The organism is Pseudomonas sp. P4_B3, assembly GCF_056402295.1.
This window is the reverse complement of sequence record NZ_JBFUHR010000006.1, coordinates 14,543-39,769: the sequence shown is the minus strand read 5'-3', so window position 1 is coordinate 39,769 and position 25,227 is coordinate 14,543. Positions and strand designations below refer to the sequence as shown.

The following is a 25,227-nucleotide window of genomic DNA, read 5'->3' as shown; positions in this document are numbered from 1 at the left end:
ATTTCTCAGAGGCGGGGGTCGGGAAGTTGAGTTTTGTTCTAAATACTCAGCACGATATATTTCGAGGGCGAATCTCCCCTGGCCAATCTACAGGAGGTCCTGGCCATATTTTTAAAGATGATAATTTCTTTATGCAGTTCGACTGGACTGTCTCAGGGAAAAGTCATTGCGTAAGGATAAGTCCTAAGTGGCCAACGACCCGTATATATATTGGAGCAGATGGAGCTCTCGATAGCGGTCACACTAGTGCAACCGATTCAGATCGATTAACGGAATGCCCTCGGCAATGAGTACAACATCAAAAAAATAAAATGCTCCGACACTCATTCTACGGCCGGCCCTTGGACTGAATTGTGAACATTGGATGATAAAGTGTCGATAAACATCGGTATAAAGCTCGCCAGTCAGCACCCTGAAGGTGGGATGACGGCGTAGATGATCATGAATAAAGTGCTGGCAGTTCCATAAGAGAACTGGGGGGATGGAGTCCGTGTCCACGTCTGTAAATAAACCAAGAACACGTTACATTAAGTGGCTATGGATTCCGTTGCTACCGCTATTACTGCCCCTGCTGGTGCTTTTGCTGATTGTCCTCTGGCAAATTATTGTGTTGCCTACCGCAATCGTCCATTACTCCAAGAACGGCGTTGACGAACTGCGGTTCATCTGGAATGTGCAACACCGGATTTACAAAGGAGGCCTCCCTCCAGGCGGCAGCACACGAGATCATGGGTTCTTGTTTCCAGATGAGAAGTTTTTCATGGAGGTCTCTTGGTGGAACGATAAAGATCTCCGACACTGCGTAAATATCACCCCGACATGGTCCAATACGCACATCTACCTCGATGCCAATGGCGATATTGATCGCAGCGAAGGCAGCGGCACGGATTCGCATCGACTAAAACAATGCATCACTGATACAGCGAGCCCATGAAGAGCCAAGGGATCAAAGCGATATGCAGTGCGATTCTGGGAGATGGAGCTCGTGTCCATTCCAGTAAAAAACCTAGGTCGCGTTACATTCGGTGGCTATGGATTCCGTTGTTACCGCTACTGCTTCCGTTACTCGCGCTACTGCCGATAGTGCTATGGAATATTTTTGTACTACCTACTGCCACCGTCCATTACTCCACGGATGCTGTACAAGAACTGCGATACATATGGAGCGTCCAGGACCGGATATATAAGGGACGAATGCCTCCGGGAGGCGCCGTTATCGATCATGGATTTCTATTTCCGGATGCTGAGTTCTTCATGGAGTTTTCTTGGGGGAGTGAGAAAGGCCGTTTGCACTGCATCAGCATTAAACCTAAGTGGCCAAATACGCATATATTCCTCGACTCCGGCGGCAATATTGATATGCGGGAGGGGAGCGGTACTGACGTAGATCGGTTGAAGGAGTGCCAGTGGGACTTGGCGAAACCTTGATATGTGCCATAGTTGACAATCAGTATCGGTGTGAGGTGGGCCAAGTAATACCCACAGAGCGGGATGTCCATAGATGATCGTGAATAAGGTGTCGGCAATTACTTCATAAAGCTGAGGGGATGGAAATCGTGTCCACACCTGTACGTAAAACAGGTCCAAGGTATAGAAGGTGGTTATGGATTCCATTTTTGTATCTGGCCATTAGCTACTGGGATATTGCACTTCCGACCGTAACCATTCACTACTCCGAAAATGGAAGGGAAGAACTCAGGTATATCTGGAATGTCCAGCACCAGATATACAAGGGCGGGATGCAACCCGGCGGAGGTACGGTTGATAACGGTTTTCTGTTTCCTGATGACGATTTTTTTATGGAAATATCCTGGTGGAGCAAAAATGTTCGAGCCCACTGCGTCAACATTACTCCGAGGTGGCCGAATACGAACATCTACCTTGATGCCAACGGCGATATTGATCTCAGCGAAGGCAGCGGTACGGATTCGGATCGACTAAAACAATGCGTCACCGATACCGCGACTCCATGAAAAGACCAACATTTGCAGCCAATACTGTTCAGTTAAGAATTTTGTAGGAGCGAGTTTGCTCCGGGCGGCGTTCCGACGATGGAGCCAAGAGCGCTGCGTTTAACTAGTAAACACGCGTTATCGTTGACGACCATCGCGAGCAAGCTCGCTCCTACAAAGAATCACTTCGCTTAACTGAGCAGCGTTGAACATATGCAGCCGTCTTTGCCGGTAAGCCGGTTCAGGGGTGGTGCATAATGGTCGGCCTTGGGGCCATGTCGGGGCGGGCTGTAAAAGATGGATGTATTGAGCTGGCGCCTGGGCGGTCTGGTCGTTTTGATTGGCCTGTTGTCTGGCTGCGGCCATGGCGATTCGATGGAGTCTTTCAGCGGCCCCACCATGGGCAGCACGTATTCGATCAAGTACGTCCGTCACGCCGGTCTTCCCGCGCTGGCAGACGTGCGCGCCGAAGTCGAAAAAATTCTCGCTGAAGTCGATCGGCAAATGTCCACGTACCGCAGCGACTCGGACATCGAGCGCTTCAATGCATTGCCGGCCAACCGCTGTCAGGCAATGCCGGCGTCGATCCTCGAATTGGTCCGCGTGGGCGAGCAACTGTCAGTGCAAAGCGACGGTTCCTACGATCTGACGGTGGAGCCGTTGCTGAACCTCTGGGGGTTCGGACCGCAGGCCCGAGAAGAGAAAGTCCCGACCGCCGAAGCGCTCGCCGATGTCCGCCAGCGCGTCGGCCACCAACACTTGCGCATCGATGGCGACCGGTTGTGCAAGGACGCCGCCGTCGAGGTCGACTTCAACAGCATCGCCGCCGGTTATGCGGTGGATACGATCGCTGCAAAACTCGAGGCGATGGGCATACACGACTACCTCGCCGAGGCCACGGGTGAGCTCAAGGCGGCCGGCAAGAAGGCCGACGGTTCGCCATGGCGCATCGCCCTGGAAGAGCCGCGGGATGACCGGCAAGTGGCCGAGCGCGTCATTGTTGTCGACGGTTATGGCCTGTCCACTTCCGGCGACTATCGTAATTATTTCGAGCAGAACGGCCAGCGTTTTTCCCACACCTTCGATGCGCGCACCGGTGCGCCGGTCTCACACCGTCTGGCATCGGTCACGGTGATTCATCCTTCAGCGTTGATGGCCGATGGCTTATCGACGCTGTTGCTGATTCTCGGCCCGGAGCGCGGTTGGGACTACGCAGAAAAGCACGATATCGGCGCATTTTTTGTGATTCGTGCCGATACAGGTTTCGTCACACGCAGCAGTCACGCTTTTGAACGCCTCAGTGGCGAAAAAACCGAATGATTTCGGCGATTTGAGCATTGAAAACTGGCGTTGTAGCGCAGGCAAAAGTAGCCTACGACGCGACCAAGGGTTAATGTGCGCGGCGTTGACGCTTCTATAGACTGTGTCCGGGTTCTGCACTGGCCCCAAATTGTTCCTTCATGCCACGCATTGGCGTGATTTAGCCGCAGGTGCCGAGGGTGCCGCGGCCTGTTCTGAGGAGTACGCATGGCTGTCTACAACTACGACGTGGTGGTGTTGGGTTCCGGCCCGGCGGGAGAAGGCGCGGCAATGAACGCCGCCAAGGCAGGGCGCAAGGTGGCGATGGTCGATAGCCGTCGCCAGGTCGGCGGCAACTGCACTCACTTGGGCACCATCCCGTCCAAGGCACTGCGTCACTCGGTGCGGCAGATCATGCAATTCAACACCAACCCGATGTTCCGGGCCATTGGTGAGCCGCGCTGGTTCTCGTTCCCGGACGTGTTGAAAAGCGCCGAGAAAGTCATCTCCAAACAAGTCGCTTCGCGTACCGGCTACTACGCCCGTAACCGCGTCGACGTGTTCTTCGGCACCGGCAGCTTCGCCGACGAGCAAACCATCGAAGTGGTCTGCGCCAACGGCGTGGTCGAAAAACTGGTGGCCAAGCACATCATCATCGCCACCGGTTCGCGCCCTTATCGCCCGGCGGACATCGATTTCCACCACCCGCGTATCTACGATAGCGACACCATCCTCAGCCTCGGCCACACCCCGCGCAAACTCATCGTTTATGGCGCCGGCGTGATCGGTTGCGAATACGCCTCGATCTTCAGCGGTCTGGGTGTGCTGGTGGAGCTGGTGGACAACCGTGGTCAGTTGCTGAGCTTCCTCGACTCGGAAATTTCCCAGGCCCTGAGTTATCACTTCAGCAACAACAACATCACGGTTCGCCATAACGAAGACTACGACCGCGTCGAAGGCGTGGACAACGGCGTGATCCTGCACCTCAAGTCCGGCAAGAAGATCAAGGCCGACGCCTTGCTCTGGTGCAATGGTCGTACCGGCAACACCGATCAGCTGGGTCTGGAAAACATCGGCGTGAAGGTCAACAGCCGTGGTCAGATCGAAGTCGACGAGGCGTACCGCACCTGCGTGCCGAACATCTACGGCGCCGGTGACGTGATCGGCTGGCCGAGCCTGGCCAGTGCGGCCCATGACCAGGGTCGTTCGGCCGCTGGCAGCATCGTCGATAACGGTAGCTGGCGTTTCGTGAATGACGTGCCGACCGGCATCTACACCATTCCGGAGATCAGCTCGATCGGCAAGAATGAGCAGGAGCTGACCCAGGCCAAGGTGCCGTACGAAGTCGGCAAGGCGTTCTTCAAGAGCATGGCGCGGGCGCAGATCGCCGGCGAGCCGCAAGGCATGCTGAAGATCCTGTTCCACCGTGAAACCCTGGAAGTCCTGGGCGTTCACTGCTTCGGTTATCAGGCGTCGGAGATCGTGCACATCGGTCAGGCGATCATGAACCAGCCGGGCGAACTGAACACGCTGAAGTATTTCGTCAACACCACGTTCAACTACCCGACCATGGCCGAAGCCTATCGGGTAGCCGCGTACGACGGCCTCAACCGGCTTTTTTGAGCGGCTCCGGCCGGTGGCCTGAGCCGGCCGGGGAGACCGATTTCAGCAATTCTCGAGGGTGGCGGTGGCCAAACCGGGAAAGTCTGTAATCAGGCTGTCAACGCCGAAGTCGGCGAGTCTGCGCATCAGCGCAGGCTCGTTGACGGTCCACACCGACACATGCAGCCCCTGACGCTGCGCCCTTTGCAGGCGTTCCGGCGTGCACAGGGTCCAGTTCAGCGCCAGGATCTCACAGCCATAGCTGGCCGCGACCTTCAGCGGGTCGAGCCAGGCGTACTCGGCCACCAGCCCGCGGGATACGTCCGGCACCAGTTCCAGCGCGGCCTTCAGCACTTCCCGGGAACTCGAGGTGATGGTCACCTTGTCCATCAGCCCATGACGCTGGACCATTTCGCGAATCGCCAGCACGGTGGTCGCGGCACGCATCCTCGATGCGCTTTTGACTTCCAACTGCCAGTGATCGAAGTCGCATTTCTCGAACAGTTCTTCCAGCGTCGGAATCGGGCACGGCTTGATCCAGTCCGGGCCGCCCTTGCGTGCGTCATACGTCACCAGCTCGGCCGCCGTGTGTTCGACGACCTTGCCGCGACGGTCCGTGGTGCGCTTGAGGGTCGGGTCGTGGATGACCATCAACTCGCCGTCCATGGACAGGTGCAGGTCCAGTTCACAGCGACGCACGCCGTGCTTGAGACATTCCTGAAAGCTGGTCAGGGTGTTTTCCGGTGCTTCGCCCTTGGCGCCGCGATGGCCGTAGATGAGGGTCACGGTTCTTCCTTAAATTAATTGCCTGATTCGAGCTGTTCGCGGGCCTGGCGTCGTTCCTGGGCCTGCTTTTGCAAGATGTGGCGGGCCAGCAGTTGGCGCTGGGCGTCGGTCGGGTGTTCGAACTCGGTGCCGACGTCATAGCCATCTCCCTTGCGGTCGCAGTGGGTGACGCGAGCGCGCAGCTGCAGGCCCAGGGCCTGCGGCATCAGCACCAGCTTGACCGACAGGCGTGCGCCGGCGGCGATGGGATGTGGATGCTGAAAGTCGATGCCGCCTTCGGAAATGATCACCGGCCGCGGTTCGCCGATCTGCCCGAGCACTGTCAGAGCGACGACCTGACTCAGCAAATCGATGCGTTTGTTCTGGGATTTGAGGAATGCGGCTGTCGTGCGGTCGCGTTCGCTGATCTGGCGCAACAGGTGTTGCGACTCGAATTCGCTCAGGTGCAGTTCGCTGAGCAAGTTGAAGAGCGGGGAAGCATCCTGCAACACTTCCTGGCCTGCGGCTTCGCGAGCGGACAGGGGCCGAATTTCCAGTGCGATCGTATCCTCGATACGGTAGTATTCGCGGCGATCTTCTTCATCTAATGTCGACATGGCGAACCCATGGTAGCGGCGGTGGTCTGAGTGTAAAGCTGGTTATCGACCCCCGCCACAAGGACGTTCCTTTTCCCTCCGAACAAGCCCCGACATGTTCAGACCTCTCTTCGTATTTATCGGCACGCGTTACACCCGTGCAAAGCGTCGCAATCATTTTGTGTCATTCATTTCCCTGACTTCGATGATCGGGCTCGCCCTTGGCGTGGTCGTGATGATCGTGGTGCTCTCGGTGATGAACGGCTTCGATCATGAGATGCGCACCCGCGTGCTGGGCATGGTGCCCCACGCGACCATCGAGTCCGGCGAGCCGATCAGCGATTGGCAAAGCCTGGCGGCCAAGGTCAAGCAGAACCCGCAGGTGACGGCCGTGGCGCCGTTTACGCAAATGCAAGGCTTGCTGACCAATAACGGCAAGGTCTCGAAAGTACTGCTCAATGCCATCGACCCGGCGCAAGAGCGCCAGGTGTCGATCATCGATCACTTCATGACCCAGGGAAAACTCGACGATCTGGTGCCGGGCGAGTTTGGCATCGTCATCGGCGACAAGGCCGCGGCCAAGCTCGGTGCCGCGATCGGCGACAAGCTGACCTTCGTCGCACCGGAGGTCACCGTGACCCCGGCCGGGATGTTCCCGCGCATGAAGCGCTTTACCGTGGTCGGCATCTTCCATGTCGGCGCCGGCGAGCTCGATGGCTACCTGGGCGTCACCAACCTGCAGGATCTGGCTCGGCTGCACCGCTGGAAACCGGATCAGGTCCAGGGCCTGCGCCTGAAGTTCGACGACCTGTTCCAGGCACCGCGCACCGCGTGGAGCATCGCCCGCGATCTCGGTGAAGACCGCTACTACGCCCGCGACTGGACCCGCACCCACGGCAACCTGTACCAGGCGATCCGCATGGAAAAAGCCATGATCGGCCTGTTGCTGCTGCTGATTGTCGCGGTCGCGGCGTTCAACATCATTTCCACGCTGGTGATGGTGGTGAACGACAAGAAGGGCGACATCGCGATCCTGCGCACCTTGGGCGCCACGCCGGGCACGATCATGCGCACGTTCATGGTGCAAGGTACGGTGATTGGCGTGGTCGGTACCGTGATCGGCGCCGTGGTCGGGATCTTCGCGGCGCTGAATGTCAGTGCCGCGATTGCGGTGCTCGAAGGCCTGATCGGCCACAAGTTCCTCAACGCCGACGTGTACTTCATCGATTACCTGCCATCGCAAGTGCAGAGCCAGGACGTGGTGATGGTCTGCTCTGCGGCGTTGGTCCTGAGTTTCCTCGCCACCCTGTATCCAGCCTGGCGTGCCGCGCGCACCCAGCCTGCGGAGGCGCTACGTTATGAGTGAGTCGGGCATGAGTGATAAAGCAATCTTGAGCTGCCGCAGCCTGGGCAAGTCCTACGAGGAAGGTCCGGAGTCGGTGGAAGTGTTGGCCGACCTGCAACTGGAGTTGCACCCGGGCGAGCGCGTGGCGATCGTCGGCAAGTCGGGCTCGGGCAAAAGTACCTTGCTCAATCTGCTGGGCGGCCTCGATACGCCGACCAAGGGCAGCGTCTGGCTCGACGGCGAGGAACTGTCGGCGTTGAGCGAGAAGAAACGCGGCCTGCTGCGTAATCGTGCCCTCGGCTTCGTGTACCAGTTCCACCACCTGCTGCCGGAATTCACCGCGCTGGAAAACGTCTGCATGCCGCTGCTGATCGGCAAGACCGCGATCCCCGAAGCGCGCCAGCGTGCCACGGCGTTGCTGGAGCGGGTAGGGCTGGGCCATCGCCTGGAGCACAAGCCGGCCGAATTGTCCGGTGGTGAGCGTCAGCGCGTGGCCATCGCCCGCGCCCTGGTGAACACACCGGGCCTGGTGATGCTCGACGAGCCAACCGGCAACCTCGACTCCCACACCGCCCAGGGCATTCAGGACTTGATGCTGGAACTCAGCACCTCGATGCGCACGGCGTTCCTGGTGGTGACCCACGACATGAACCTGGCCCGCCAGATGGACCGCGTCCTGCACCTGCAGGAAGGCTGTCTCACTCCCATCTGATTGGCTGAAACCCGATGTCTGGAAAGGCGTCGGGTCTATTATTTCCATACGGTGCCCCAGCGAATGTTCAGACCGTTATCGATCTTTATCGGCACGCGCTATACCCGCGCCAAGCGCCGCAATCGCTTTGTTTCCTTCATCTCGATGACGTCGATGATCGGCCTCGCCCTCGGCGTTCTGGCGATGATCGTGGTGTTGTCGGTGATGAACGGCTTCCAGCGCGAAATGAGCTCGCGCATCCTCGGCATGGTGCCGCACGCCAACATCGTCGGCGTCAATCCGATTGATGACTGGAAACCCGTGGCAGCGGCGGCGATGAAAAACCCGGAAGTGACGGCGGCAGTGCCGTTCACCGAGATGGAGGGCATGCTGTCCTACAAGGGCACGATGCAGCCAATCCAGGTCAGCGGTGTCGACCCGGCGCTGGAAGGCCAGGTATCGATCGTCGCCAAGCACATTGTCCAGGGCAGTCTCGAAGCCCTGAAGCCGGGCGAATTCGGCGTGGTGATCGGCGAGATCACGGCGCGCCGCTTCCGCTTGAACGTTGGCGACAAGATCACCCTGATCGTGCCGGAAGTCAGCAATGCGCCGGGCGGCATTACCCCGCGCATGCAGCGGCTGAATGTGGTCGGCGTGTTCAAGGTCGGTGCGGAGCTGGACGGCACCATGGCGCTGATCCACATGGCCGATGCCGCGCAGATGCAGCACTGGGAGCCGAATCAGGTGCAGAGCGTGCGCCTGGCGGTGAAGGACCTGTATGCCGCGCCGCAAGTGTCGAGCGACATCGCCACGGGGCTGGGCGCCGCCTACAAGGCAGACGACTGGACCCACACCCAGGGCAGCCTGTTCAGCGCAATGAAAATGGAAAAAACCATGATCGGCCTGCTGTTGCTGATGATCGTCGCGGTGGCGGCGTTCAACATCATCGCGACCCTGATCATGGTGGTGAACGACAAGGGTGCGGACATCGCGATCCTGCGCACCATCGGCGCCACGCCACGGCAGATCATGGCGATCTTCATGGTGCAGGGCACGGTGATCGGTATCGTCGGCACCCTGATTGGCGGTGTGTTGGGCGTGATTGCCGCGCTGAACGTCAGCCAGATCGTGGGCTGGATCGAGCGGGTCAGCGGGCAGCATATCTTCAGTTCCGACGTGTATTTCGTCAGCAACCTGCCGTCCGAGCTGCAAGGCGCGGATGTGGCGCTGATCTGCACGGCGGGCTTCGTCATGAGCTTCCTGGCCACGGTTTACCCGGCGTGGCGGGCAGCGAAGATCGAGCCGGCTCACGCTTTGCGCTATTCGTAAGACCTGACACCGCCAGCTCTTCGTAGGAGCTGGCTTGCCAGCGAAGAGGCCGGTCCTGCCAGCCTCAATCCCCCCTTGGCAACTCGATCACAAACCGCGTCCACCCATTCTCCGATTCACAACGAATCTGCCCGCCATGGGCGCGGATGATCGACTGGGTGATCGCTAATCCCAATCCCGCATGTTCACTGCTGCCTTCGCGGCGTGCCGGGTCTGCACGGTAGAAACGGTCAAACAGCTTCGGCAGTAACTGTGCGTCTATCCCGCTCCCGGTGTTTTCGACGCTCAATCTCAGGCCATTCGCTTGCTCGACGATATTTACCCGAACCTCGCCGTCGGCGGGGGTAAAACGTAGCGCGTTATCCAGCAAGTTGGACAATGCTCGCCTCAACATACTGCGGTCGCCTTCCAGACTCCCATGACCTTCCCGTGCGAGCGTCACCCGCGCGTCTTCCGCCAGTGGCGCAAAAAACTCCAGCAGCAGGTCTGCTTCTTCGGCCAGTTCCAGCGCTTCGCGCTTGGGCATCAACAACCCATGGTCAGCCTTGGCCAGATAGAGCATGTCATTGACCAGTTGCGCCATCCATTGCAATTCTTCGAGGTTGCTGTGCAGGGCCTCGCGATAGTCCTCGAGGGGGCGAGGGCGGGTGAGGGTGACCTGGGTGTGGGTCAGCAGGTTCGACAATGGCGTGCGCAGTTCATGGGCAATGTCGGCGGAGAACGCGGACAGGCGCTGAAACGAGTCGTCGAGGCGTCCGAGCATGGCGTTGAAGTTGTGGGCCATTTCCGCCAGTTCCGGCGGCATGTTTTCTTCAGGCAACCGCGCGTTCAGCGATTGCGCGGAAACACCGCTGGCCACCGCACTGATCCGCCGCAACGGGCGCAAACCGCTGCGTGCCGCCCAGGCGCCAAGCAGGGCGGTAGCCAGGGCCGACAGGCCGACGGTCAGCCAGATCAAATGCTGCATGCGTTGCAGGAAGTGCTGGTGGTGGGTGATGTCCAGCAGCAAGGTCAGTTGCGGTGACTCGGGTTTGTCCGCGAAAAGCGGTGCATTCAGGACGCGGTAATCCATGCCGTCATGGCTTACCGTCGACAATCCGGGCTGGCGCGGCAATACCTGGGGAATGTTGGTCGAGCTGTCATACCAGCGCTGGCCGTCGCTGCCGGTGATTCGCAGGGGCAGGCCAGCCTGCCGGCTCAATTCCTCCGCCAGCTTCGTTTCGCTGTCACTCGACTGGAAGTCGTGCAAGGCCCGACGCAAGCCAATCAGTTTGCCGTCCAGCAGTTGCTGGTCGAGCTCAATGAAGTGCGCCTCGCTGGCGCGGCTGAACAGCACCCCGGCGAACAACGACACCACGGCGGTGCAGGCGGCAAACAACAGCGCCAGGCGGCTGCTCAAGGACAGCCGGCGCATCAGGCGGGGCGCTCTTCGAGGACGTAACCCATGCCGCGCACGGTGTGGATCAGTTTGTTGGGGAATTCATCGTCGATCTTCAGGCGCAGACGACGGATCGCCACCTCGATGACATTGGTGTCGCTGTCGAAATTCATGTCCCAGACCTGGGACGCAATCAGCGACTTGGGCAGGACTTCACCCTGGCGGCGCAGGAGCATTTCCAGCAGGGCGAATTCCTTGGCGGTCAGGTCGATACGCTGGCCGCTGCGTTCGACCCGGCGACGGATCAGGTCCAGGCGCAAATCGGCCAGTTGCAGGCTGGTCTCCTGCGGCGTGGCACTGCCGCGACGCAACAGGCTGCGCACTCGCGCCAGCAGTTCGGAGAAGGCAAACGGCTTGACCAGATAGTCATCGGCGCCCAGTTCGAGGCCGTGAACCCTGTCCTCCACGGCGTCACGTGCTGTCAGAAACAGTACCGGCGTGTCCAGGCCAGCGCTGCGCACCGCTTGCAGAATCTGCCAGCCGTCACGACCGGGCAGCATCACATCGAGAATCAGCAGGGCATATTCGCCGCTGAGGGCCAATTGCTGGCCGGTGTTGCCGTCGGCCACCAGTTCCGTGTTGAACCCGGCCTCGGCCAGGCCCTGGCGCAGGTAATGGCCGGTTTTCGGTTGGTCTTCGACGATCAGCAGTTTCATGGGCAGCTCTTGGCAGATGGAACGAACGCTTTATACCGTGGGCAGCGTTCATACAGGTCAACCTGACAAAGTTGTAATCTGGCTGTCAGGTTGCGGGCAGTGGCAGCAGTTTAGAGTTTTCCCCATGCTGAGCCTTATCTTGTTGGAGTATGACGATGTTTTTACGCAAGTCCGTGGCGCACATCCTGTGTTTGCTGGCGCTGAGTTCACCGGTGTGGGCGGACGCCGGGCATAGCTACGATTTCGGTCAGCCGGCCCCGGCGGCCAAGGCGACCCGCAGCATCGAGGTGGTGATGGAGGACATGTCATTCACGCCGCAGGCCATCGACATCAAGGCCGGGGAAACCGTGCGCTTCGTGCTGGTCAATAAAGGCCAGTTGTTGCATGAGTTCAACCTGGGGGATGCGGCGATGCACGCCAGACACCAGCAGGAAATGTTGCAGATGCAGCAGAGCGGCATGCTGACGCCCACCGGCATGAAGGCAATGGACCACGGCAACATGRCCGGCATGGATCACGGTTCGATGGACCACGGCATGAAGCATGACGACCCGAACAGCGTGCTGGTGGAGCCGGGCAAGACCGCCGAGCTGACCTGGACCTTCAGCAAGGCCACCAGCCTCGAATTTGCCTGCAACATCCCCGGTCATTACGAGGCTGGCATGGTCGGCAAACTGACTGTCAGTCAGTAAGCACTCAAAGGCGGGAGCAAAGGCTGATAGAATCCGCTGATTATTCAGTCAGGTTTCCGCCATGCATCCCGCAGCCGAACACTCGCCGCTGGGCAAGTCCAGCGAATACATCGCCACCTACACGCCGTCCTTGCTGTTCCCGATCCCGCGCACCGCGAAGTGGGCGGAACTGGGCCTGACGGCTGAAACCCTGCCGTATAAAGGCGTGGACTTCTGGAACTGCTTCGAGCTGTCCTGGCTGCTGCCGTCGGGCAAGCCGGTGGTGGCGATCGGCGAATTCAGCATTCCGGCGGATTCGCCGAACATCATCGAGTCGAAGTCGTTCAAGCTGTACCTCAACTCCCTGAACCAGACGCCGTTTGCCGATACCGCGAGCCTTGAGGCGACGTTGGTCAAGGATTTGTCGGCGGCTGCCGGCAAGCCGGTGGGCGTGCGCATTCGCAGTCTCAAGGATGTCGAGAGCGAAGGCGTCGTGGCCTTGCCGGGCGTGTGCATCGACGAGCTGGATATCAGCGTCAGCAACTACGAGCATCCACGGCCGGAACTGCTGCGTTGCGATGATTCGCGCATTGTCGAGGAGAGCGTGCACAGCCATTTGCTCAAGTCCAACTGCCCGGTCACCAGCCAGCCGGACTGGGGCAGCGTGGCGGTGGAGTACCGTGGCGCGGCGCTGGATCACGCGAGCCTGCTCGAATACATCGTCAGCTTCCGCCAGCACTCGGACTTCCATGAGCAGTGTGTAGAGCGGATCTTCCTCGACCTGCAGCGGTTGCTCAAACCGGAGAAACTGACGGTGTATGCGCGTTATGTGCGCCGTGGCGGGCTGGATATCAACCCGTACCGCAGCACCGAAGAGGTGCAGCTGCCGAACCATCGCCTGGTCCGTCAGTAACATCAAACTGTAGGAGCTGGCTTGCCAGCGAAAGCGGYGGTTCGGCCGACATATTAGTCGACTGGTAGATTGCCTTCGCTGGCAAGCCAGCTCCTACAAGGTTCAAGTTTCAAATTTCAGAAATGAAAAAGCCCCGCTATCGCCAGCGGGGCTTTTTTGCATCGTCCGTCAGTAACATCAAACTGTAGGAGCTGGCTTRCCAGCGAAAGCGGYGGTTCGGCCGACATATTAGTCGACTGGGAAATTGCCTTCGCTGGCAAGCCAGCTCCTACAAGGTTCAAGTTTCAAATTTGAGAAATGAAAAAGCCCCGCTATCGCCAGCGGGACTTTTTTGCATCGTCCGTCAGTAACATCAAACTGTAGGAGCTGGCTTGCCAGCGAAAGCGGTGGTTCGGTCGACATATTAGTTGACTGGGAAATTGCCTTCGCTGGCAAGCCAGCGCCTACAAGGTTCAAGTTTCAAATTTCAGAAATGAAAAAGCCCTGCTATCGCCAGCGGGGCTTTTTTGCATCGTCCGTCAGTAACATCAAACTGTAGGAGCTGGCTTGCCAGCGAAAGCGGTGGTTCGGTCGACATTTTAGTTGACTGGTAGATTGCCTTCGCTGGCAAGCCAGCTCCTACAAGGTTCAAGGTTCAAGGTTCAAGTTTCAAATTTCAGAAATGAAAAAGCCCTGCTATCGCCAACGGGGCTTTTTTGCATCAGGAGGGTTCAGATCCCCATGTTGGCCAAGGCCTGCCCGATGTTGCGCAGGGTGCCGGCAAGGGTAGGGTGTTCGAGTTCGAAGCGTTCCACGGCCAGGTTGACGCCATCGGCGAGGCTGGATCCCTGGGTTTTGGTTTCCAGCTCAAGTTCAAGTTCGATCTGTTCCATCAGCGCGTGCAGGTCAGCGCGCTCGGCTTCGGAAAGCGGAGGATTCTGTTCCAATTGCTCGCGCAGGGCATTGAGCTGTTCTTGCAGTTCGCGGGCGGGCATGGCGTTCTTCCTTCTTTAATCGATAGGCACTGGCATAGACCATGACAGAAGGCCAAAGGTCGATGCCTGACCTTTAGATTAATCCACTCGCGCGCAACCTGCATGATCTCGGTCAGGGCTTTTCGCCCTTGAGCCGACGCAAGCTGATATCGGCCAGGCAGGTGTCGAGTTCACCGAGGTGGTCAATCACCGAATGCACGCCCAGGCCGAACAGTTGCATTGTCGCCCTGGCGCGTTTGATGTCGCGCCCCTGCGGGGTCAGCGCTTGCCATTCCTGAGGCGTCAATCCGCACAGCGAGCCGCAGGACGCCAGGCCGATGGTCCACAACCCGGCATTGAGCCCCGCTTGCAGCAGGCGGGGTTCGCCGCTCACCAGTACGCAGCCGTCGAGTCGCTCGACATTCAGGGTCATCAAGGCTTGCCAGCAGGCGTTCGGGGCGGGCCATGGGGTATTTGTTGCTAGATGTTGCGATTGCTTGATCCATTCAGGCAACGCAGCGGCCAGGGATTGGCTCAGGGCAGGGGGCAGCTCATCGAGCCAGGCGCAGGGGATTTGCCGGCGCTGCAAGCTGCGCAGGCTATCCAGTGCGCCGGGTGTGGCCTCGGCGTGTTCGGCCGAGTGGCTGCCGTGCCGGCGCGTGTGTGCGCCGAAATCCACCAGGCAGCCACTGAGACCGAACAGTACGGCGGTCAGGCTGGGTGCGGTTTGGGGCAAGGCTTCGGCGAGCGGCATGTGGACGTCCCTGAAATAGCCTGAAGGCTAGCGGGCGACGGTGACAGTTGAGTGACATGGACGTGAATCGCTCGCATTTTGCACGATTCCTTCGATGTGGATTTCGTGCAAAGTGCCTTAAACAGCGTTTACGTCTTATACTTGGCAACTTATTGCCCGGGCCAAGTGCCCGAGCCAGTACAAACCAAGGAGTTTTTTCTATGCGCTGGAGCAATCATCTAGCCAGGATTTGTGTGTGCGCCAGTGTGATGCTGGTTCCGTTCGTTGCCCAGGCAGCCACGGAAGAGGATCCTTGGGAAAGCATCAACCGCCCGATTTACAAGTTCAACGACGTGATCGACACCTATGCGCTCAAACCCCTGGCCCAGGGCTACCAGTACATAACGCCGCAGTTTGTCGAAGACGGCGTTCACAACTTCTTCCGCAACATCGGCGATGTGCGCAACCTGGCCAACGATATCCTGCAGGCCAAACCTCGCGCCGCAGGTGTTGATAGCGCACGAATCATTTTCAACACCACCTTCGGCTTGCTGGGCGTCATTGATGTCGGCACCAGAATGGGCCTGCAGCGCAATGACGAAGACTTCGGTCAGACGCTGGGTTACTGGGGGGTCGGCAGCGGCCCTTACTTGATGCTGCCATTCCTGGGGCCAAGCACCTTGCGTGATGCACCGTCCAGGTACGTCGACAGCTACACCGGCGCTTATCGTTACGTAAACGACATTCCGGTGCGTAACTCGTTCTTTGCCCTGGATGTCGTCGATACCCGCGCCAATCTGCTGTCGAGCGAGAGGCTGATCACCGGCGACAAGTACACCTTCATCCGCAATGCGTACTTGCAGAACCGTGAGTTCAAGGTGAAAGACGGTCAGGTTGAAGACGATTTCTGATCTCGACCGGTAAACTGAAAAAGGCGGCCATCAACAGGCCGCCTTTTTTGTCTGTGAAGACCCGCATGCGGATGTAATCACGCTTTTCACTGTAGTCCCGGCCGGTTTGACTCGTGGGTTCGAACCTTCCATTGGGTTACGGATCTGCCTGTTCTTATAACTCTCGGTGATTTGACAAATAAAGACGTCAAGCGACCATCGGTGTGAGCTTGAAACGCCCCGCGGATGGGAGTACCGTCTGCGCCTTAGAAGGGCACCTCTGGTGTACAAGTGTGTAGGGCAAATGCCCGAAAGCGGTGCGACAGAGAGGCTAGAAAGCGAATCCAGTAGTCAGCGCCGGGCCAAAGTCCCCGCCTGCTACGCCAACCTAATTCTGGCGCCGTTTGCCCACATGCCAAAAACCAGTGCCACGCTGCTGATAATCGATGATGACGAAGTAGTGCGCGCGAGCCTCGCCGCCTATTTGGAAGACAGTGGTTTCAGTGTCTTGCAGGCCAGCAATGGCCAGCAGGGCCTTCAGGTATTCGAGCAAGACAAGCCCGACCTGGTCATCTGCGATCTGCGCATGCCGCAGATGGGCGGACTCGAACTCATTCGCCAGGTGACCGGGTTGTCGCCGCAAACGCCGGTGATTGTGGTTTCGGGTGCGGGCGTGATGAACGACGCGGTCGAAGCCCTGCGCCTGGGCGCAGCGGACTACCTGATCAAGCCTCTCGAAGATCTGGCCGTGCTCGAGCACTCTGTGCGCCGGGCCCTGGATCGTGCGCGCCTGTTGCTGGAGAACCAGCGCTACCGCGAGAAGCTGGAAAAGGCCAATCGCGAGCTCGAAGCCAGCCTGAACCTGCTCCAGGAGGACCAGAACGCCGGTCGCCAGGTGCAGATGAACATGCTGCCGGTCAGCCCCTGGACCATCAACGAGTTCAAATTCGCTCACCAGATCATCCCGTCGCTGTACCTGTCGGGTGATTTCGTCGACTACTTCCGGGTCGACGAGCGCCGGGTAGCCTTTTACCTGGCGGACGTTTCCGGTCATGGCGCCTCTTCAGCCTTCGTCACCGTGCTGTTGAAGTTCATGACCACGCGCTTGCTGTTCGAGTCCCGGCGCAGCGGCACCTTGCCGGAATTCAAGCCTTCAGAGGTTCTTGGTCATATCAACCGGGGCCTGATCAGTTGTAAGCTGGGTAAACACGTCACAATGGTCGGTGGAGTCATCGACGAGGAGACCGGTTTGTTGACCTATAGCATCGGCGGTCATCTGCCGTTGCCAGTGTTGTACACGCCAGACAGTGTTCGTTATCTGGAAGGGCGTGGCCTGCCGGTGGGCCTCTTCAACGAAGCCACCTACGAAGACCACGTGCTGGAACTGCCACCGACGTTCAGCCTGACGCTGATGTCTGACGGTATTCTGGACCTTTTGCCAGAACCCACACTCAAAGAAAAAGAGGCGGCGTTGCCCCAACGGGTCAAGGCTGCGGGCGGCACCCTGGATGGGCTGCGGCAGGTTTTTGGATTGGCCACGCTAGGGGAGATGCCGGATGATATCGCCCTGTTGGTGTTGAGCAGGAATCTTTGATGAGTACTGGTAGAATCCAGTTCGCCGAGCAGGACGGCACCTTCGTCCTCAAGTTCGTCGGTGAAGTTCGCCTGACCCTGTGTTCGGCGTTGGATGCGACTATAGAGAAAATCTTCACCGCGAAGAATTTCAACGCGATCGTGATCGATTTGACCGAAACCCGCAGCATCGACAGCACCACCCTGGGCCTGCTGGCCAAGCTGTCGATCCTGTCGCGGCAACAGGTCGGCCTGCTGCCGACCGTCGTCACCACCCACGAAGACATCACCCGTCTGCTGCAGTCCATGGGCTTCGAGCAGGTGTTCAACATCGTCGACAAGCCGGTGCCATGCCCGGAATGCCTGGACGACCTGCCAGACCAGGATCAGTCCGAAGAAGTGGTGCGGATCAAAGTGCTTGAAGCGCACAAAATCCTCATGGGCCTGAACGACACCAATCGTGAAGCGTTCCATGACCTGGTGAATGCGCTCGAACGCCATTGATCCCCTGTAGGAGCGAGCTTGCTCCGGGCGGCGTTCCGACGATGGCGTCCGCAAGAACCCCGCACCCACAAAAAAGGGCGAACCCACCAGGGTTCGCCCTTTTTGCATCACACCCACTCAGATCACAGCTTGGCCTGCAACAACGCCTCAAGCTTCTCCTGATCCCGCGCGAACTGACGAATCCCCTCAGCCAGCTTCTCGGTCGCCATCGCATCTTCGTTGGACAACCAGCGGAACTGCGCCTCGTTGAGGCTCAGGCGCGCTTCACCGGCATGGCCCGGCACCAGTTTGCGCTCCAGCTTGCCGGTATCCGCCGCCAGCTTGTCGATCAGGTCCGGGCTGATAGTCAGGCGGTCGCAGCCGGCCAGATGCTCGATCTGGCCCAGATTGCGGAAACTCGCCCCCATGACCACGGTCTTGTAGTCATTGGCCTTGTAGTAGTTGTAGATGCGCGTCACCGACTGCACGCCTGGATCATCCGCGCCGGTGTAGTCGTTGCCGTTGGCTTTCTTGTACCAGTCGTAGATGCGGCCTACGAACGGTGAAATCAGGAACACCCCGGCATCGGCGCAAGCGGCTGCCTGGGCGAAGGAGAACAGCAGGGTCAGGTTGGTCTGGATGCCTTCCTTTTCCAGGATCTCGGCAGCGCGGATGCCTTCCCAGGTGGACGCGATCTTGATCAGCACACGGTCGCGGCCAATACCGGCCTTGTCGTACAGCTCGATCAGGCGATGCGCACGCTTCAACACGGCGTCAGTGTCGAACGACAGGCGCGCATCCACTTCGGTGGAAATACGGCCCGGGATCACTTTCAGGATTTCTTGCCCCACGGCCACGCCAAAACGGTCGCTGGCCAGGCCCACATCGCCCTTGCAGTCATTGACGCTGGCGTTCAGCAGCCCGGCATACGCCGGAATGGCCGCGGCCTTGAGCAGCAGGGAAGGGTTGGTGGTGGCGTCCACGGGTTTAACGCGAGCGATAGCTTCGAAGTCGCCGGTGTCGGCAACCACGGTGGTCATTTGCTTAAGTTGTTCCAGCTTGGAAGTCATGGGCGTGCTCTGTCCTATGGGTCTGATGACATTACCCGAGCGCTGACAGCCACTCAAGGGCGTGTACGTGTATCGATGGCCCCTGCGGCAACAACCTGAAAACAGGTGTTTGAAAGGTGGGGCGCGGTGTCGATAAATAGGATGCCAGGCGGGCTCACAGGTTCAACTGATCTGACGGTTAACGCCTTGCAACCAGATCATCTGACTGCTGAATCCTCTGATAACGCTCGCCGCACCTTACGTGTAATTACCGATATTGTTGAAGTCTATATAGTTCGATTGCGGGCTCAATAATTGTTATAAAAAGTCAATTAATACTCTGCTCAAGTTAGTCTTCGCGCTAACAAGTGTAATGTTATCTGGCAGATGTTTTGATCGTTAGAATACGTCCAGTACATACATGGAATAAAGTGTAATGTGATAATCGGAAATGTGTTTGTAGAAATAACTTCACCACGTGAAGAGGTATATGTTTTTGGATGCGTTTGATGATTTGATGCTTGGCTACGCACTAAAAAAATTGACCGACGTGTTTGAAGAAATCGAGGAGGTTTCGAAAAACACCGCTTCGGACAAGGCAACGTGCGTGCTGGGTATCAGACAATCCAAAGCCGCAAAAAAAATCCCCGTCTGGCTGGGGCGTCTGAGAGGCAGCACCCCCTATCAAGTCACGCATGTCCTGATCGATCAGATGCACGCCTCTCGAAAACTCAACCGCGACCTGCGCTTCGCGGCACAAGCTGCCTTGCTGGAAGCCCTGATAGAGGACGGACTGGCAATGCACATCGCGAGTTATTCGGTGGTTGTCGTAGAGAATCGCCTGAAGTGCTTTTCGGATCGATGAGCGTTGTATCTACTGAACACGCACCCAGTGTCCATTGCACTGGAAAATTGCACGAGGCGTGAGGAAGTAGATTGGTGTCAAAACTGTACATCGCACAATACGCCGGCATCACCGTCATGCTTCCAGCGGCCATGGTCGTCGCCGGTTGGCTGTGGTGCATGGCATCCAGAAAACTCGCCCTCTTATGGCTAGGCGTACTGTTCGTGGCCTATTTTTTCGTCGGTCTGAGTAAAGTGCTGTTCAAGGGCTGGGGAATCGGCCTGGAAAGCCTGGATATCGCGGTCATCAGCGGCCACGCAATGAACGCCTGCCTGGTGTCGACCGTTGTCCTGAGTTTGCTATTGCGCCAATTGGATCATCGGCTTCGATGGCTGGCACTGGGTGCCGGGCTGCTGTCGACCTGGTGGTTCAGCGTCCAGTATGTCGGTCAGACGATTCATCCTCTGCCGGAAGCGATTGCCGGAGCGGTTGTGGGGTCAATCGCGGCGTGCGTATTTCTTTTCAGGCTGGAGCGAAAGGAAATCCGCAAAATTCCCCGCACGGCCCTCATGCTAGGGCTCGCGATGATCATGCTGAGTACGAGTCTTCCAAAATATACAGCCGAGAGGCTCTTGAACTCTTTCGCCGTCACTCTTTCGGGGGCAGAAAAGGCATTCATGCAGCCTCAGTGGCGCACTCGCGGAGAATCGTCAAGGTTGTAGATTTTGCTTCGATTGTGAGTTCTGGCGAAGTGGCGTCACCCGAATTCACGACTGTTTTTCTCTTCGATCCGATCCAGCAGCTCTGCAGTTTTTTTCTGCATCAGTGCTATATCGCCACGACTCTCAACCTTCAACAGGATCTCGCTCTGCGCTGGGCAGATCTTGAAGCGCCATTCAGTGAACGTCAGGCTCAGGCCGTCGCTGTCATCCACATCCAGTGCTTCACTGGCATACAGGGCCCGCAAGTACTCGAGTAGCGCAATGGGATTACCGACCATGCACCGAATATCACCCGAGGAAGGAAAGAGCCCGATGCGCTCCACCAACAACTTTGGCTGTGGGGTGATCGTGGGGGGAGTACTTTCGTACGTCCGCAACCAGGCCATCAATCCACTGTTGCCCTCGGTGAACTTCTGCCCCAAAACCATGTTACCGGGTGCAAAAGGGTCCAGCGATTTATAGACGGAGTCGATCGGTGATCCGGAAGCGTTCATAGTGGTCTGCCTTGAAAAAGTTTATGGCCGCTTAAAAAGCGCGGCACCCAAGAGCAAAAAAAAGCGTGGGGCACGCTCCCTTGTAGGAGCTGGCTTGTCGGGTCGCCGCATCGCAGCGATGGTCGATAACGATAACGCGTGTGAACCGGATAAACGCGGCGTACTTGAGTCCATCGCCAGCAAGCTGGCTCCTACAGAGGACTACATTCGCCTAACTGACGTTTACAGGCCTTTCTTATAGAAAATCACATAACAGAAACAGGTGGCGTCGATTCAGTGCTTTGATGTTTTCAGGCGTGTTGTCGCTATGCCCACGCAAAAGCCATGGTCTTAAGTGCCAGGGACCCCGGCGGACTGTTTGACGGGCCGCACCCAACGCCACGCAATCAAGCCGATCGACACACCGACAGCATTGGCCAAGGCGTCGTAAGGTGATGCCGTGCGCAGCGGCATCAGTGCTTGTGCATATTCGATCAGGATCCCCGTCAGCAGACAGCCCAAGGCAATCCAGTGCGCCTTGACCCGCAGGAAGGCCAGCCGGCAACTAAAAGACAACATGAAAAAACCAACCAGGTGATGCAGCTTGTCTTCCTGGGCAAAGGCTTCGGGAACCGGTTGCGCTCGCAAAGCGGCGGTCAGCAAGACCACACTGACGCTGATGAAAAACAGCGTGCGTATCCTTTGGGAAAGTTGTGTGACACCCAGGAGTAACGACCTCATTCGGTGATTTTCTCAAAGTTTTTATAGAACGCGTCTTTGTCGCGGCCATTGGTCATTGTGTACAGCGAATATTGGCGGTTAAGACGCGCGCCACCATCGCGGGTCAAAGGAGCCCAGACCAAATTGGCACGACGCATCGTGGAAACGCTCATCAGCTCGTCGAAGGGGACCGAGATATAGATACCTTTGTCGAAACTGCCCTCGCCGTACTCTTCTGTCGAGGCCGTGGTGCGGGTGACCCAGCCACCGAACTTCACGCCGTTACTGAACTCATGCGACACATCAAACGTGGCACCCCAATCGCGCGCCAGGTAACGTCCGACACTGACCGCCGCCTGCAAATCGAACGGCAGTTCGGTATAGGTGGTGATGTGACCGGTCATGGTCTTGTAATCGCGCAGACCAAAACCCTGGTCAAAGTCACGCTGGCGTACATAGTTCAAATCAGCACCCAGGGCCCAGCGCTCGCCCATCGGGCGGTACAGCAATTCACCGCCGACCCCGGCGAACATTGACTCCAGGTAACCGCCATACACCATGCCAAACAAGTCTTGATCCAGTTGCTTGGCATGGTTGAGCTGAAATGTCGGCATCGTTACATCAGAGGTGACGACGTACTTACGCAAATCGGTCCGCACTCGGGGCAGATTGCTCGGCGCGTCGTACGTGAACTTTTCAAAGTTGTTCAGCAGATTGGTGCTGATGACCCCGCTCGTCCACGTGCTGCGGGTAAAGCGGTATTCAGCGTCCACATCTGCGGTCAGCTGGTACAGCAAACCGTCAGGACCACCAATGTTTTGCTTGTAACCCAAGCCGATACCATAGGTAAAACGCTCGAGGGCCTGGGTGTACAGCGTGTTTTCAATGTGTGGCGTGGCCCGGTTCAATTCGGTGGTGCGGTGCAGGTCTGTAAGGTCTTGCTGGTTGTTCACCACGGCCCGGAAGGTGTCGCGCGGCACACTGACTTCGTCCACAGGCATGTCGTAACGCTTGTTCACCATCGTGAACCAGTCGATGTCGTCGTTCGCGCTGTTGTCCAGAATCCGGCTGGCCCGGCCCACGCCTTTGGCGGAGTAGAAATAGCGCGACTGCTCGCCATACACAATCAGCTCGGAATCGCGCTGAGCGATACGCTCGACCTTATAACCTGCGTTGTTTTCCAGTCGTTTGGAAACCCCCGCCCAGTCGACCTGATCGAGCGGTGTAGTTGGCGCACGTGCCGGCAGCGCTTCGACAGCGGGGTCGTAGCGCTTGGCCGGCGCCTTGCGGCTGGCGAAATTGGTATGAAAAGTAATACCGAACAACGCGGTGTTGCCGCGCTCCCAACCGGCGCTCAAATCGACTGAGTCAGTTAGCTTGAAGACCGCCCCGATGTTGATGGGCGAGTCCTGCTTCAGGGTAGTGTTGAACGGCTCGTGCTTGTAGTCGTTACCGTCGAACTCGAGTTTCAAGCTCAAAGGCGACCAGGGCGTCTGATAGGCCACGCCGCCAAACAACGCGGGCGAGCCTCGAAAATACGAGCCGGTATTGACGTTGCCCGCGTCCGCGCCCGTGTTTACCGGGCGTGTATCAAAGCGCTCATCGAGGTACCCCAGCGGGTTTTCGAAATCCCCGCGGTTACCGATGTAGCCCCAGGCAACGCCCAGGCTGAAATCCAGATCGTAGTAACGTTTGTTCGCCACAAAGTATTCGCTGGAAAACAGGCCGGTGCCCCCAACGTCCCGAAAGCCGAGCGCGACCTCGGGCAACCAGTGGCTTTCTTGCCAGAGGCGGGCTTTGACATCGACCGCCTTGTCTTTATAGACCTGGTCGCCGCTTAATGCCTCGGCCCCGTATTTATGGTTGCCGATAGCGGTATAACGGAAACTGCCTTCCAGCCAGTCAAGGGGCTGTATTGAAATGCTATAGCGCGAATATGGGTCGGTCCGGTTGGCGTTCAGGCTGAATTCGCCGGCGGGTGCCATCCGTGCGGTGGGGGTTTGCAGCAAACCCACGCCACCGAAATCATTCTGGGTAAAACGCGGCTCTCCATGAGCCAGGCTGTAGGGCAACAACACTACGGCGGCGAAACGTAACTTCAAGGGGCCACCTCGGGCAGCGGTTGGGTGGCGAGAAACTGGGCAAGCTGCTCGTTCAAGTCGGGTGTGGGCAGGTCCGGATCATCGTTGCGCACGGGTACCAGGATTGTGCTGCCTGCGGCGGCAAACACCCCGTCTTCGCGGTTCCAGGCGGCGTTGCCGACTCGCCTGACCTGGCCATCGGGCTGAATCAACCACAAGTAATCGGCATCTGCGTCGGTCACCGGCAGACAACTTTCAAGATATTCCTGGACGGGCTGCAGGGCGCGATAAGGCAGCGCGCAGGGCTGTTCAACTGCGCCCTGGACAGTGACCGTAGTCGGGCGTAGAGGGTAAATCAGCTGGTCGCCGTCACTGAGCGAGTAATTGCGGGCGAACGCAACCTCCAGCGCCACGGGGTCGAGCACCGCGACTCTGCGGCCGGTAACGGGTAGTCGGCTGACCTCTTCCAACAGACGCGCAGCGAGGGCTGCAAGGCTGCTTTTTTCTTCAAGCAAGGCTCCACGTTGCAGCAATTTCAGATCGAACAGCACACCGGCTTTAAGGCGGATTTGCTGCTCCACCAGTGGCTGGTGCAGCCAGGCGGCGGCCAGCCAGTAACTTTCGACGTTCGGGCGTCCCTGGCTGACGGCATCGACCAAGCGTGTGCCTGGCACGAACGCGAAGGAACCGGCGTTTTTTACATCACCCGTGACCGTGACAGCGGCCTGAGTCATCGCAGAACTTGCCAGCAACAGGCAAGCCGACAGCGTTTTCAAATATCTCACCGAGCCGTCTCCCGGTCAGGGCGCAATTGCACAATCTTCAAGAAAAGTTCCGGCGTCAGATGTTGTTCGCTCTGCAGGATCAAGCCATCGTCAGGCCTGACCCAAAAACGGTTGGTGGCCTTGAATCCCAGCTCGGGTATGTCGATGCGTTCGTCTATGCGCTGCAACGCATAGTCCTTGTCCAGGATGGTGACGGTTTCGATGGCCTGTCGACTGAAGCGACTGTTGACCGCCAGTCCGACCCGCGGCCCCTGATAGACATCTATCCAGCGGGTACTGCTGTAACCGTCGGGCAATCGCTGCAAGCCAAGCTTGAACGGCGACTCACCGTCGAAGCGCGTGCCATCGAGGTTGATGCCCAGGCCGACGCTGCGCACGACCAGACCGTCGCGCATCAACAACACCTGTTTACCGGAGGCGACCCAGAACTCCAGGTCGCCCTGCTGGCGTAGCTTGGCCAACACACCGTCGCTTACGTCGGTGCTGACCTTGATCTGCGCATAGGGCACGGCCTCCACTTGCGCCGCAGTCAATTCCAGCGGCTGGACGCCCTGTGTGGAGGCTTTAAAGGTATCCAGGGACGCCTGCATCAACGGATTGCAGCCACACAGCAGTAAACCCACCGCCAGGCATGAGCTGTTACGCAAAGTTTTCAAAGCGGCTCA

26 protein-coding genes are annotated in these 25,227 nt (G+C 58.2%); 14 read left to right on the top strand and 12 right to left on the bottom strand.

All coding sequences use genetic code 11. The features are described 5' to 3' along the window. Nucleotides 1-490: 490 nt before the first annotated feature. The 4 genes from AC1DWG_RS08030 (at nt 491) to sthA (ending at nt 4,874) form a co-directional block, all read left to right on the top strand. The gene (locus tag AC1DWG_RS08030) at nt 491-934 is read left to right on the top strand and encodes a hypothetical protein (protein WP_477763442.1); all 444 of its coding nucleotides are present in this window, start codon (nt 491-493) and stop codon (nt 932-934) included. Nucleotides 935-1,616: 682 nt separating this feature from the next. After that, the gene (locus AC1DWG_RS08025; protein ID WP_477763443.1) at nt 1,617-1,973 is read left to right on the top strand and encodes a hypothetical protein; all 357 of its coding nucleotides are present in this window, start codon (nt 1,617-1,619) and stop codon (nt 1,971-1,973) included. 276 nt (nt 1,974-2,249) lie between these two features. Then, on the top strand, nt 2,250-3,272 hold the full coding sequence (locus AC1DWG_RS08020; RefSeq protein ID WP_477787602.1) for an FAD:protein FMN transferase: 1,023 nt from the start codon (nt 2,250-2,252) through the stop codon (nt 3,270-3,272). A 207-nt stretch (nt 3,273-3,479) separates the two neighbouring features. Then, nucleotides 3,480-4,874 (top strand): Si-specific NAD(P)(+) transhydrogenase, encoded by a 1,395-nt coding sequence (sthA, locus tag AC1DWG_RS08015; protein WP_007984277.1) that lies wholly within the window; start codon nt 3,480-3,482, stop codon nt 4,872-4,874. Between the two features lie 42 nt (nt 4,875-4,916). Here sthA and AC1DWG_RS08010 read toward each other — a convergent pair whose 3' ends face one another. Next, a complete protein-coding gene (locus AC1DWG_RS08010; RefSeq protein WP_477756820.1) occupies nt 4,917-5,639 on the bottom strand; it encodes a glycerophosphodiester phosphodiesterase in 723 nt (240 codons plus the stop codon). A gap of 14 nt (nt 5,640-5,653) precedes the next feature. Continuing rightward, nucleotides 5,654-6,235 carry a PilZ domain-containing protein gene (locus AC1DWG_RS08005; protein ID WP_477763444.1) on the bottom strand — a complete coding sequence of 194 codons (582 nt, stop codon included), beginning with the start codon at nt 6,233-6,235 and terminating at the stop codon, nt 5,654-5,656. 94 nt (nt 6,236-6,329) lie between these two features. On the opposite strand from AC1DWG_RS08005, the gene AC1DWG_RS08000 reads away from it, so the two are divergent. The 3 genes from AC1DWG_RS08000 to AC1DWG_RS07990 all read left to right on the top strand — a co-directional run bounded on the left by AC1DWG_RS08000 (nt 6,330) and on the right by AC1DWG_RS07990 (nt 9,579). After that, on the top strand, nt 6,330-7,580 hold the full coding sequence (locus tag AC1DWG_RS08000) for a lipoprotein-releasing ABC transporter permease subunit (RefSeq protein ID WP_477787601.1): 1,251 nt from the start codon (nt 6,330-6,332) through the stop codon (nt 7,578-7,580). A gap of 7 nt (nt 7,581-7,587) precedes the next feature. Then, a complete protein-coding gene (lolD, locus tag AC1DWG_RS07995) occupies nt 7,588-8,271 on the top strand; it encodes a lipoprotein-releasing ABC transporter ATP-binding protein LolD (protein WP_218428817.1) in 684 nt (227 codons plus the stop codon). Between the two features lie 63 nt (nt 8,272-8,334). Continuing rightward, on the top strand, nt 8,335-9,579 hold the full coding sequence (locus tag AC1DWG_RS07990) for a lipoprotein-releasing ABC transporter permease subunit (protein WP_477787600.1): 1,245 nt from the start codon (nt 8,335-8,337) through the stop codon (nt 9,577-9,579). A gap of 64 nt (nt 9,580-9,643) precedes the next feature. Here the strand turns inward: AC1DWG_RS07990 and AC1DWG_RS07985 are convergent, their stop codons facing one another. Next, on the bottom strand, nt 9,644-10,993 hold the full coding sequence (locus AC1DWG_RS07985) for a heavy metal sensor histidine kinase (protein WP_477787599.1): 1,350 nt from the start codon (nt 10,991-10,993) through the stop codon (nt 9,644-9,646). Beyond that, nucleotides 10,993-11,673 (bottom strand): heavy metal response regulator transcription factor, encoded by a 681-nt coding sequence (locus tag AC1DWG_RS07980; RefSeq protein ID WP_007995297.1) that lies wholly within the window; start codon nt 11,671-11,673, stop codon nt 10,993-10,995. The genes AC1DWG_RS07985 and AC1DWG_RS07980 overlap by 1 nt, the downstream gene beginning before the upstream one ends. Before the next feature lie 155 nt (nt 11,674-11,828). Between AC1DWG_RS07980 and copI the strand changes: the two genes are divergently transcribed. Next, nucleotides 11,829-12,365 (top strand): copper-resistant cuproprotein CopI, encoded by a 537-nt coding sequence (gene copI / locus AC1DWG_RS07975; protein ID WP_477787598.1) that lies wholly within the window; start codon nt 11,829-11,831, stop codon nt 12,363-12,365. Between the two features lie 61 nt (nt 12,366-12,426). Further along, on the top strand, nt 12,427-13,257 hold the full coding sequence (gene queF / locus AC1DWG_RS07970) for an NADPH-dependent 7-cyano-7-deazaguanine reductase QueF (protein ID WP_477755952.1): 831 nt from the start codon (nt 12,427-12,429) through the stop codon (nt 13,255-13,257). 710 nt (nt 13,258-13,967) lie between these two features. On the opposite strand, the gene AC1DWG_RS07965 is transcribed toward queF, so the two are convergent. Then, complete coding sequence (locus AC1DWG_RS07965) at nt 13,968-14,231, bottom strand: DUF4404 family protein (RefSeq protein ID WP_477755953.1); 264 nt, start codon at nt 14,229-14,231, stop codon at nt 13,968-13,970. Between the two features lie 112 nt (nt 14,232-14,343). Continuing rightward, on the bottom strand, nt 14,344-14,964 hold the full coding sequence (locus tag AC1DWG_RS07960; RefSeq protein WP_477763449.1) for an HAD family phosphatase: 621 nt from the start codon (nt 14,962-14,964) through the stop codon (nt 14,344-14,346). A gap of 200 nt (nt 14,965-15,164) precedes the next feature. On the opposite strand from AC1DWG_RS07960, the gene AC1DWG_RS07955 reads away from it, so the two are divergent. From AC1DWG_RS07955 to rssC, 3 genes are all read left to right on the top strand, one after another. After that, nucleotides 15,165-15,854, top strand: coding sequence for an MlaA family lipoprotein (locus AC1DWG_RS07955; RefSeq protein ID WP_477763450.1), 690 nt, complete (start codon nt 15,165-15,167; stop codon nt 15,852-15,854). A gap of 391 nt (nt 15,855-16,245) precedes the next feature. Then, complete coding sequence (rssB, locus tag AC1DWG_RS07950; protein WP_477755956.1) at nt 16,246-17,427, top strand: two-component system response regulator RssB; 1,182 nt, start codon at nt 16,246-16,248, stop codon at nt 17,425-17,427. Next, nucleotides 17,427-17,909 carry an anti-sigma factor antagonist RssC gene (rssC, locus tag AC1DWG_RS07945; protein WP_477787597.1) on the top strand — a complete coding sequence of 161 codons (483 nt, stop codon included), beginning with the start codon at nt 17,427-17,429 and terminating at the stop codon, nt 17,907-17,909. The genes rssB and rssC overlap by 1 nt, the downstream gene beginning before the upstream one ends. A gap of 122 nt (nt 17,910-18,031) precedes the next feature. Here the strand turns inward: rssC and tal are convergent, their stop codons facing one another. After that, nucleotides 18,032-18,958, bottom strand: a complete 927-nt coding sequence (gene tal / locus AC1DWG_RS07940; protein ID WP_477755958.1) for a transaldolase — start codon at nt 18,956-18,958, stop codon at nt 18,032-18,034. Nucleotides 18,959-19,433: 475 nt separating this feature from the next. Here tal and AC1DWG_RS07935 point away from each other — a divergent pair, with 475 nt between their 5' ends. Next, nucleotides 19,434-19,802, top strand: coding sequence for a hypothetical protein (locus AC1DWG_RS07935; protein WP_477787596.1), 369 nt, complete (start codon nt 19,434-19,436; stop codon nt 19,800-19,802). 74 nt (nt 19,803-19,876) lie between these two features. Next, nucleotides 19,877-20,503: a hypothetical protein gene (locus AC1DWG_RS07930; protein WP_477787595.1), complete on the top strand. Its 627-nt coding sequence runs from the start codon at nt 19,877-19,879 to the stop codon at nt 20,501-20,503. A gap of 35 nt (nt 20,504-20,538) precedes the next feature. Here the strand turns inward: AC1DWG_RS07930 and AC1DWG_RS07925 are convergent, their stop codons facing one another. The 5 genes from AC1DWG_RS07925 to AC1DWG_RS07905 all read right to left on the bottom strand — a co-directional run bounded on the left by AC1DWG_RS07925 (nt 20,539) and on the right by AC1DWG_RS07905 (nt 25,218). Then, a complete protein-coding gene (locus AC1DWG_RS07925; protein ID WP_477787594.1) occupies nt 20,539-20,997 on the bottom strand; it encodes a mannose-1-phosphate guanylyltransferase in 459 nt (152 codons plus the stop codon). A gap of 330 nt (nt 20,998-21,327) precedes the next feature. Next, nucleotides 21,328-21,717, bottom strand: a complete 390-nt coding sequence (locus AC1DWG_RS07920; RefSeq protein ID WP_477787593.1) for a VanZ family protein — start codon at nt 21,715-21,717, stop codon at nt 21,328-21,330. Continuing rightward, nucleotides 21,714-23,798 (bottom strand): YjbH domain-containing protein, encoded by a 2,085-nt coding sequence (locus AC1DWG_RS07915; protein ID WP_477787592.1) that lies wholly within the window; start codon nt 23,796-23,798, stop codon nt 21,714-21,716. Before AC1DWG_RS07915 ends, AC1DWG_RS07920 begins: the two co-directional genes overlap by 4 nt. Beyond that, nucleotides 23,795-24,562 (bottom strand): capsule biosynthesis GfcC family protein, encoded by a 768-nt coding sequence (locus AC1DWG_RS07910; protein ID WP_477787591.1) that lies wholly within the window; start codon nt 24,560-24,562, stop codon nt 23,795-23,797. The genes AC1DWG_RS07915 and AC1DWG_RS07910 overlap by 4 nt, the downstream gene beginning before the upstream one ends. Further along, complete coding sequence (locus tag AC1DWG_RS07905) at nt 24,559-25,218, bottom strand: YjbF family lipoprotein (RefSeq protein WP_477787590.1); 660 nt, start codon at nt 25,216-25,218, stop codon at nt 24,559-24,561. The genes AC1DWG_RS07910 and AC1DWG_RS07905 overlap by 4 nt, the downstream gene beginning before the upstream one ends. Nucleotides 25,219-25,227: the final 9 nt, after the last annotated feature.

Excerpts from the sequence above, each read along its gene's own strand:
- rssB (WP_477755956.1), top strand. The coding sequence starts at position 16,246 with ATGCCAAAAACCAGTGCCACGCTGCTGATAATCGATGATGACGAAGTA.
- AC1DWG_RS07920 (WP_477787593.1), bottom strand. The coding sequence starts at position 21,717 with ATGAGGTCGTTACTCCTGGGTGTCACACAACTTTCCCAAAGGATACGC.
- AC1DWG_RS07965 (WP_477755953.1), bottom strand. The coding sequence starts at position 14,231 with ATGCCCGCCCGCGAACTGCAAGAACAGCTCAATGCCCTGCGCGAGCAA.
- queF (WP_477755952.1), top strand. The coding sequence starts at position 12,427 with ATGCATCCCGCAGCCGAACACTCGCCGCTGGGCAAGTCCAGCGAATAC.
- AC1DWG_RS08005 (WP_477763444.1), bottom strand. The coding sequence starts at position 6,235 with ATGTCGACATTAGATGAAGAAGATCGCCGCGAATACTACCGTATCGAG.
- AC1DWG_RS08020 (WP_477787602.1), top strand. The coding sequence starts at position 2,250 with ATGGATGTATTGAGCTGGCGCCTGGGCGGTCTGGTCGTTTTGATTGGC.
- AC1DWG_RS07960 (WP_477763449.1), bottom strand. The coding sequence starts at position 14,964 with ATGCCGCTCGCCGAAGCCTTGCCCCAAACCGCACCCAGCCTGACCGCC.
- lolD (WP_218428817.1), top strand. The coding sequence starts at position 7,588 with ATGAGTGATAAAGCAATCTTGAGCTGCCGCAGCCTGGGCAAGTCCTAC.
- AC1DWG_RS07990 (WP_477787600.1), top strand. The coding sequence starts at position 8,335 with ATGTTCAGACCGTTATCGATCTTTATCGGCACGCGCTATACCCGCGCC.
- AC1DWG_RS08000 (WP_477787601.1), top strand. The coding sequence starts at position 6,330 with ATGTTCAGACCTCTCTTCGTATTTATCGGCACGCGTTACACCCGTGCA.
- tal (WP_477755958.1), bottom strand. The coding sequence starts at position 18,958 with ATGACTTCCAAGCTGGAACAACTTAAGCAAATGACCACCGTGGTTGCC.
- AC1DWG_RS07925 (WP_477787594.1), bottom strand. The coding sequence starts at position 20,997 with ATGAACGCTTCCGGATCACCGATCGACTCCGTCTATAAATCGCTGGAC.
- AC1DWG_RS07985 (WP_477787599.1), bottom strand. The coding sequence starts at position 10,993 with ATGCGCCGGCTGTCCTTGAGCAGCCGCCTGGCGCTGTTGTTTGCCGCC.
- sthA (WP_007984277.1), top strand. The coding sequence starts at position 3,480 with ATGGCTGTCTACAACTACGACGTGGTGGTGTTGGGTTCCGGCCCGGCG.
- AC1DWG_RS07955 (WP_477763450.1), top strand. The coding sequence starts at position 15,165 with ATGCGCTGGAGCAATCATCTAGCCAGGATTTGTGTGTGCGCCAGTGTG.
- rssC (WP_477787597.1), top strand. The coding sequence starts at position 17,427 with ATGAGTACTGGTAGAATCCAGTTCGCCGAGCAGGACGGCACCTTCGTC.
- AC1DWG_RS07980 (WP_007995297.1), bottom strand. The coding sequence starts at position 11,673 with ATGAAACTGCTGATCGTCGAAGACCAACCGAAAACCGGCCATTACCTG.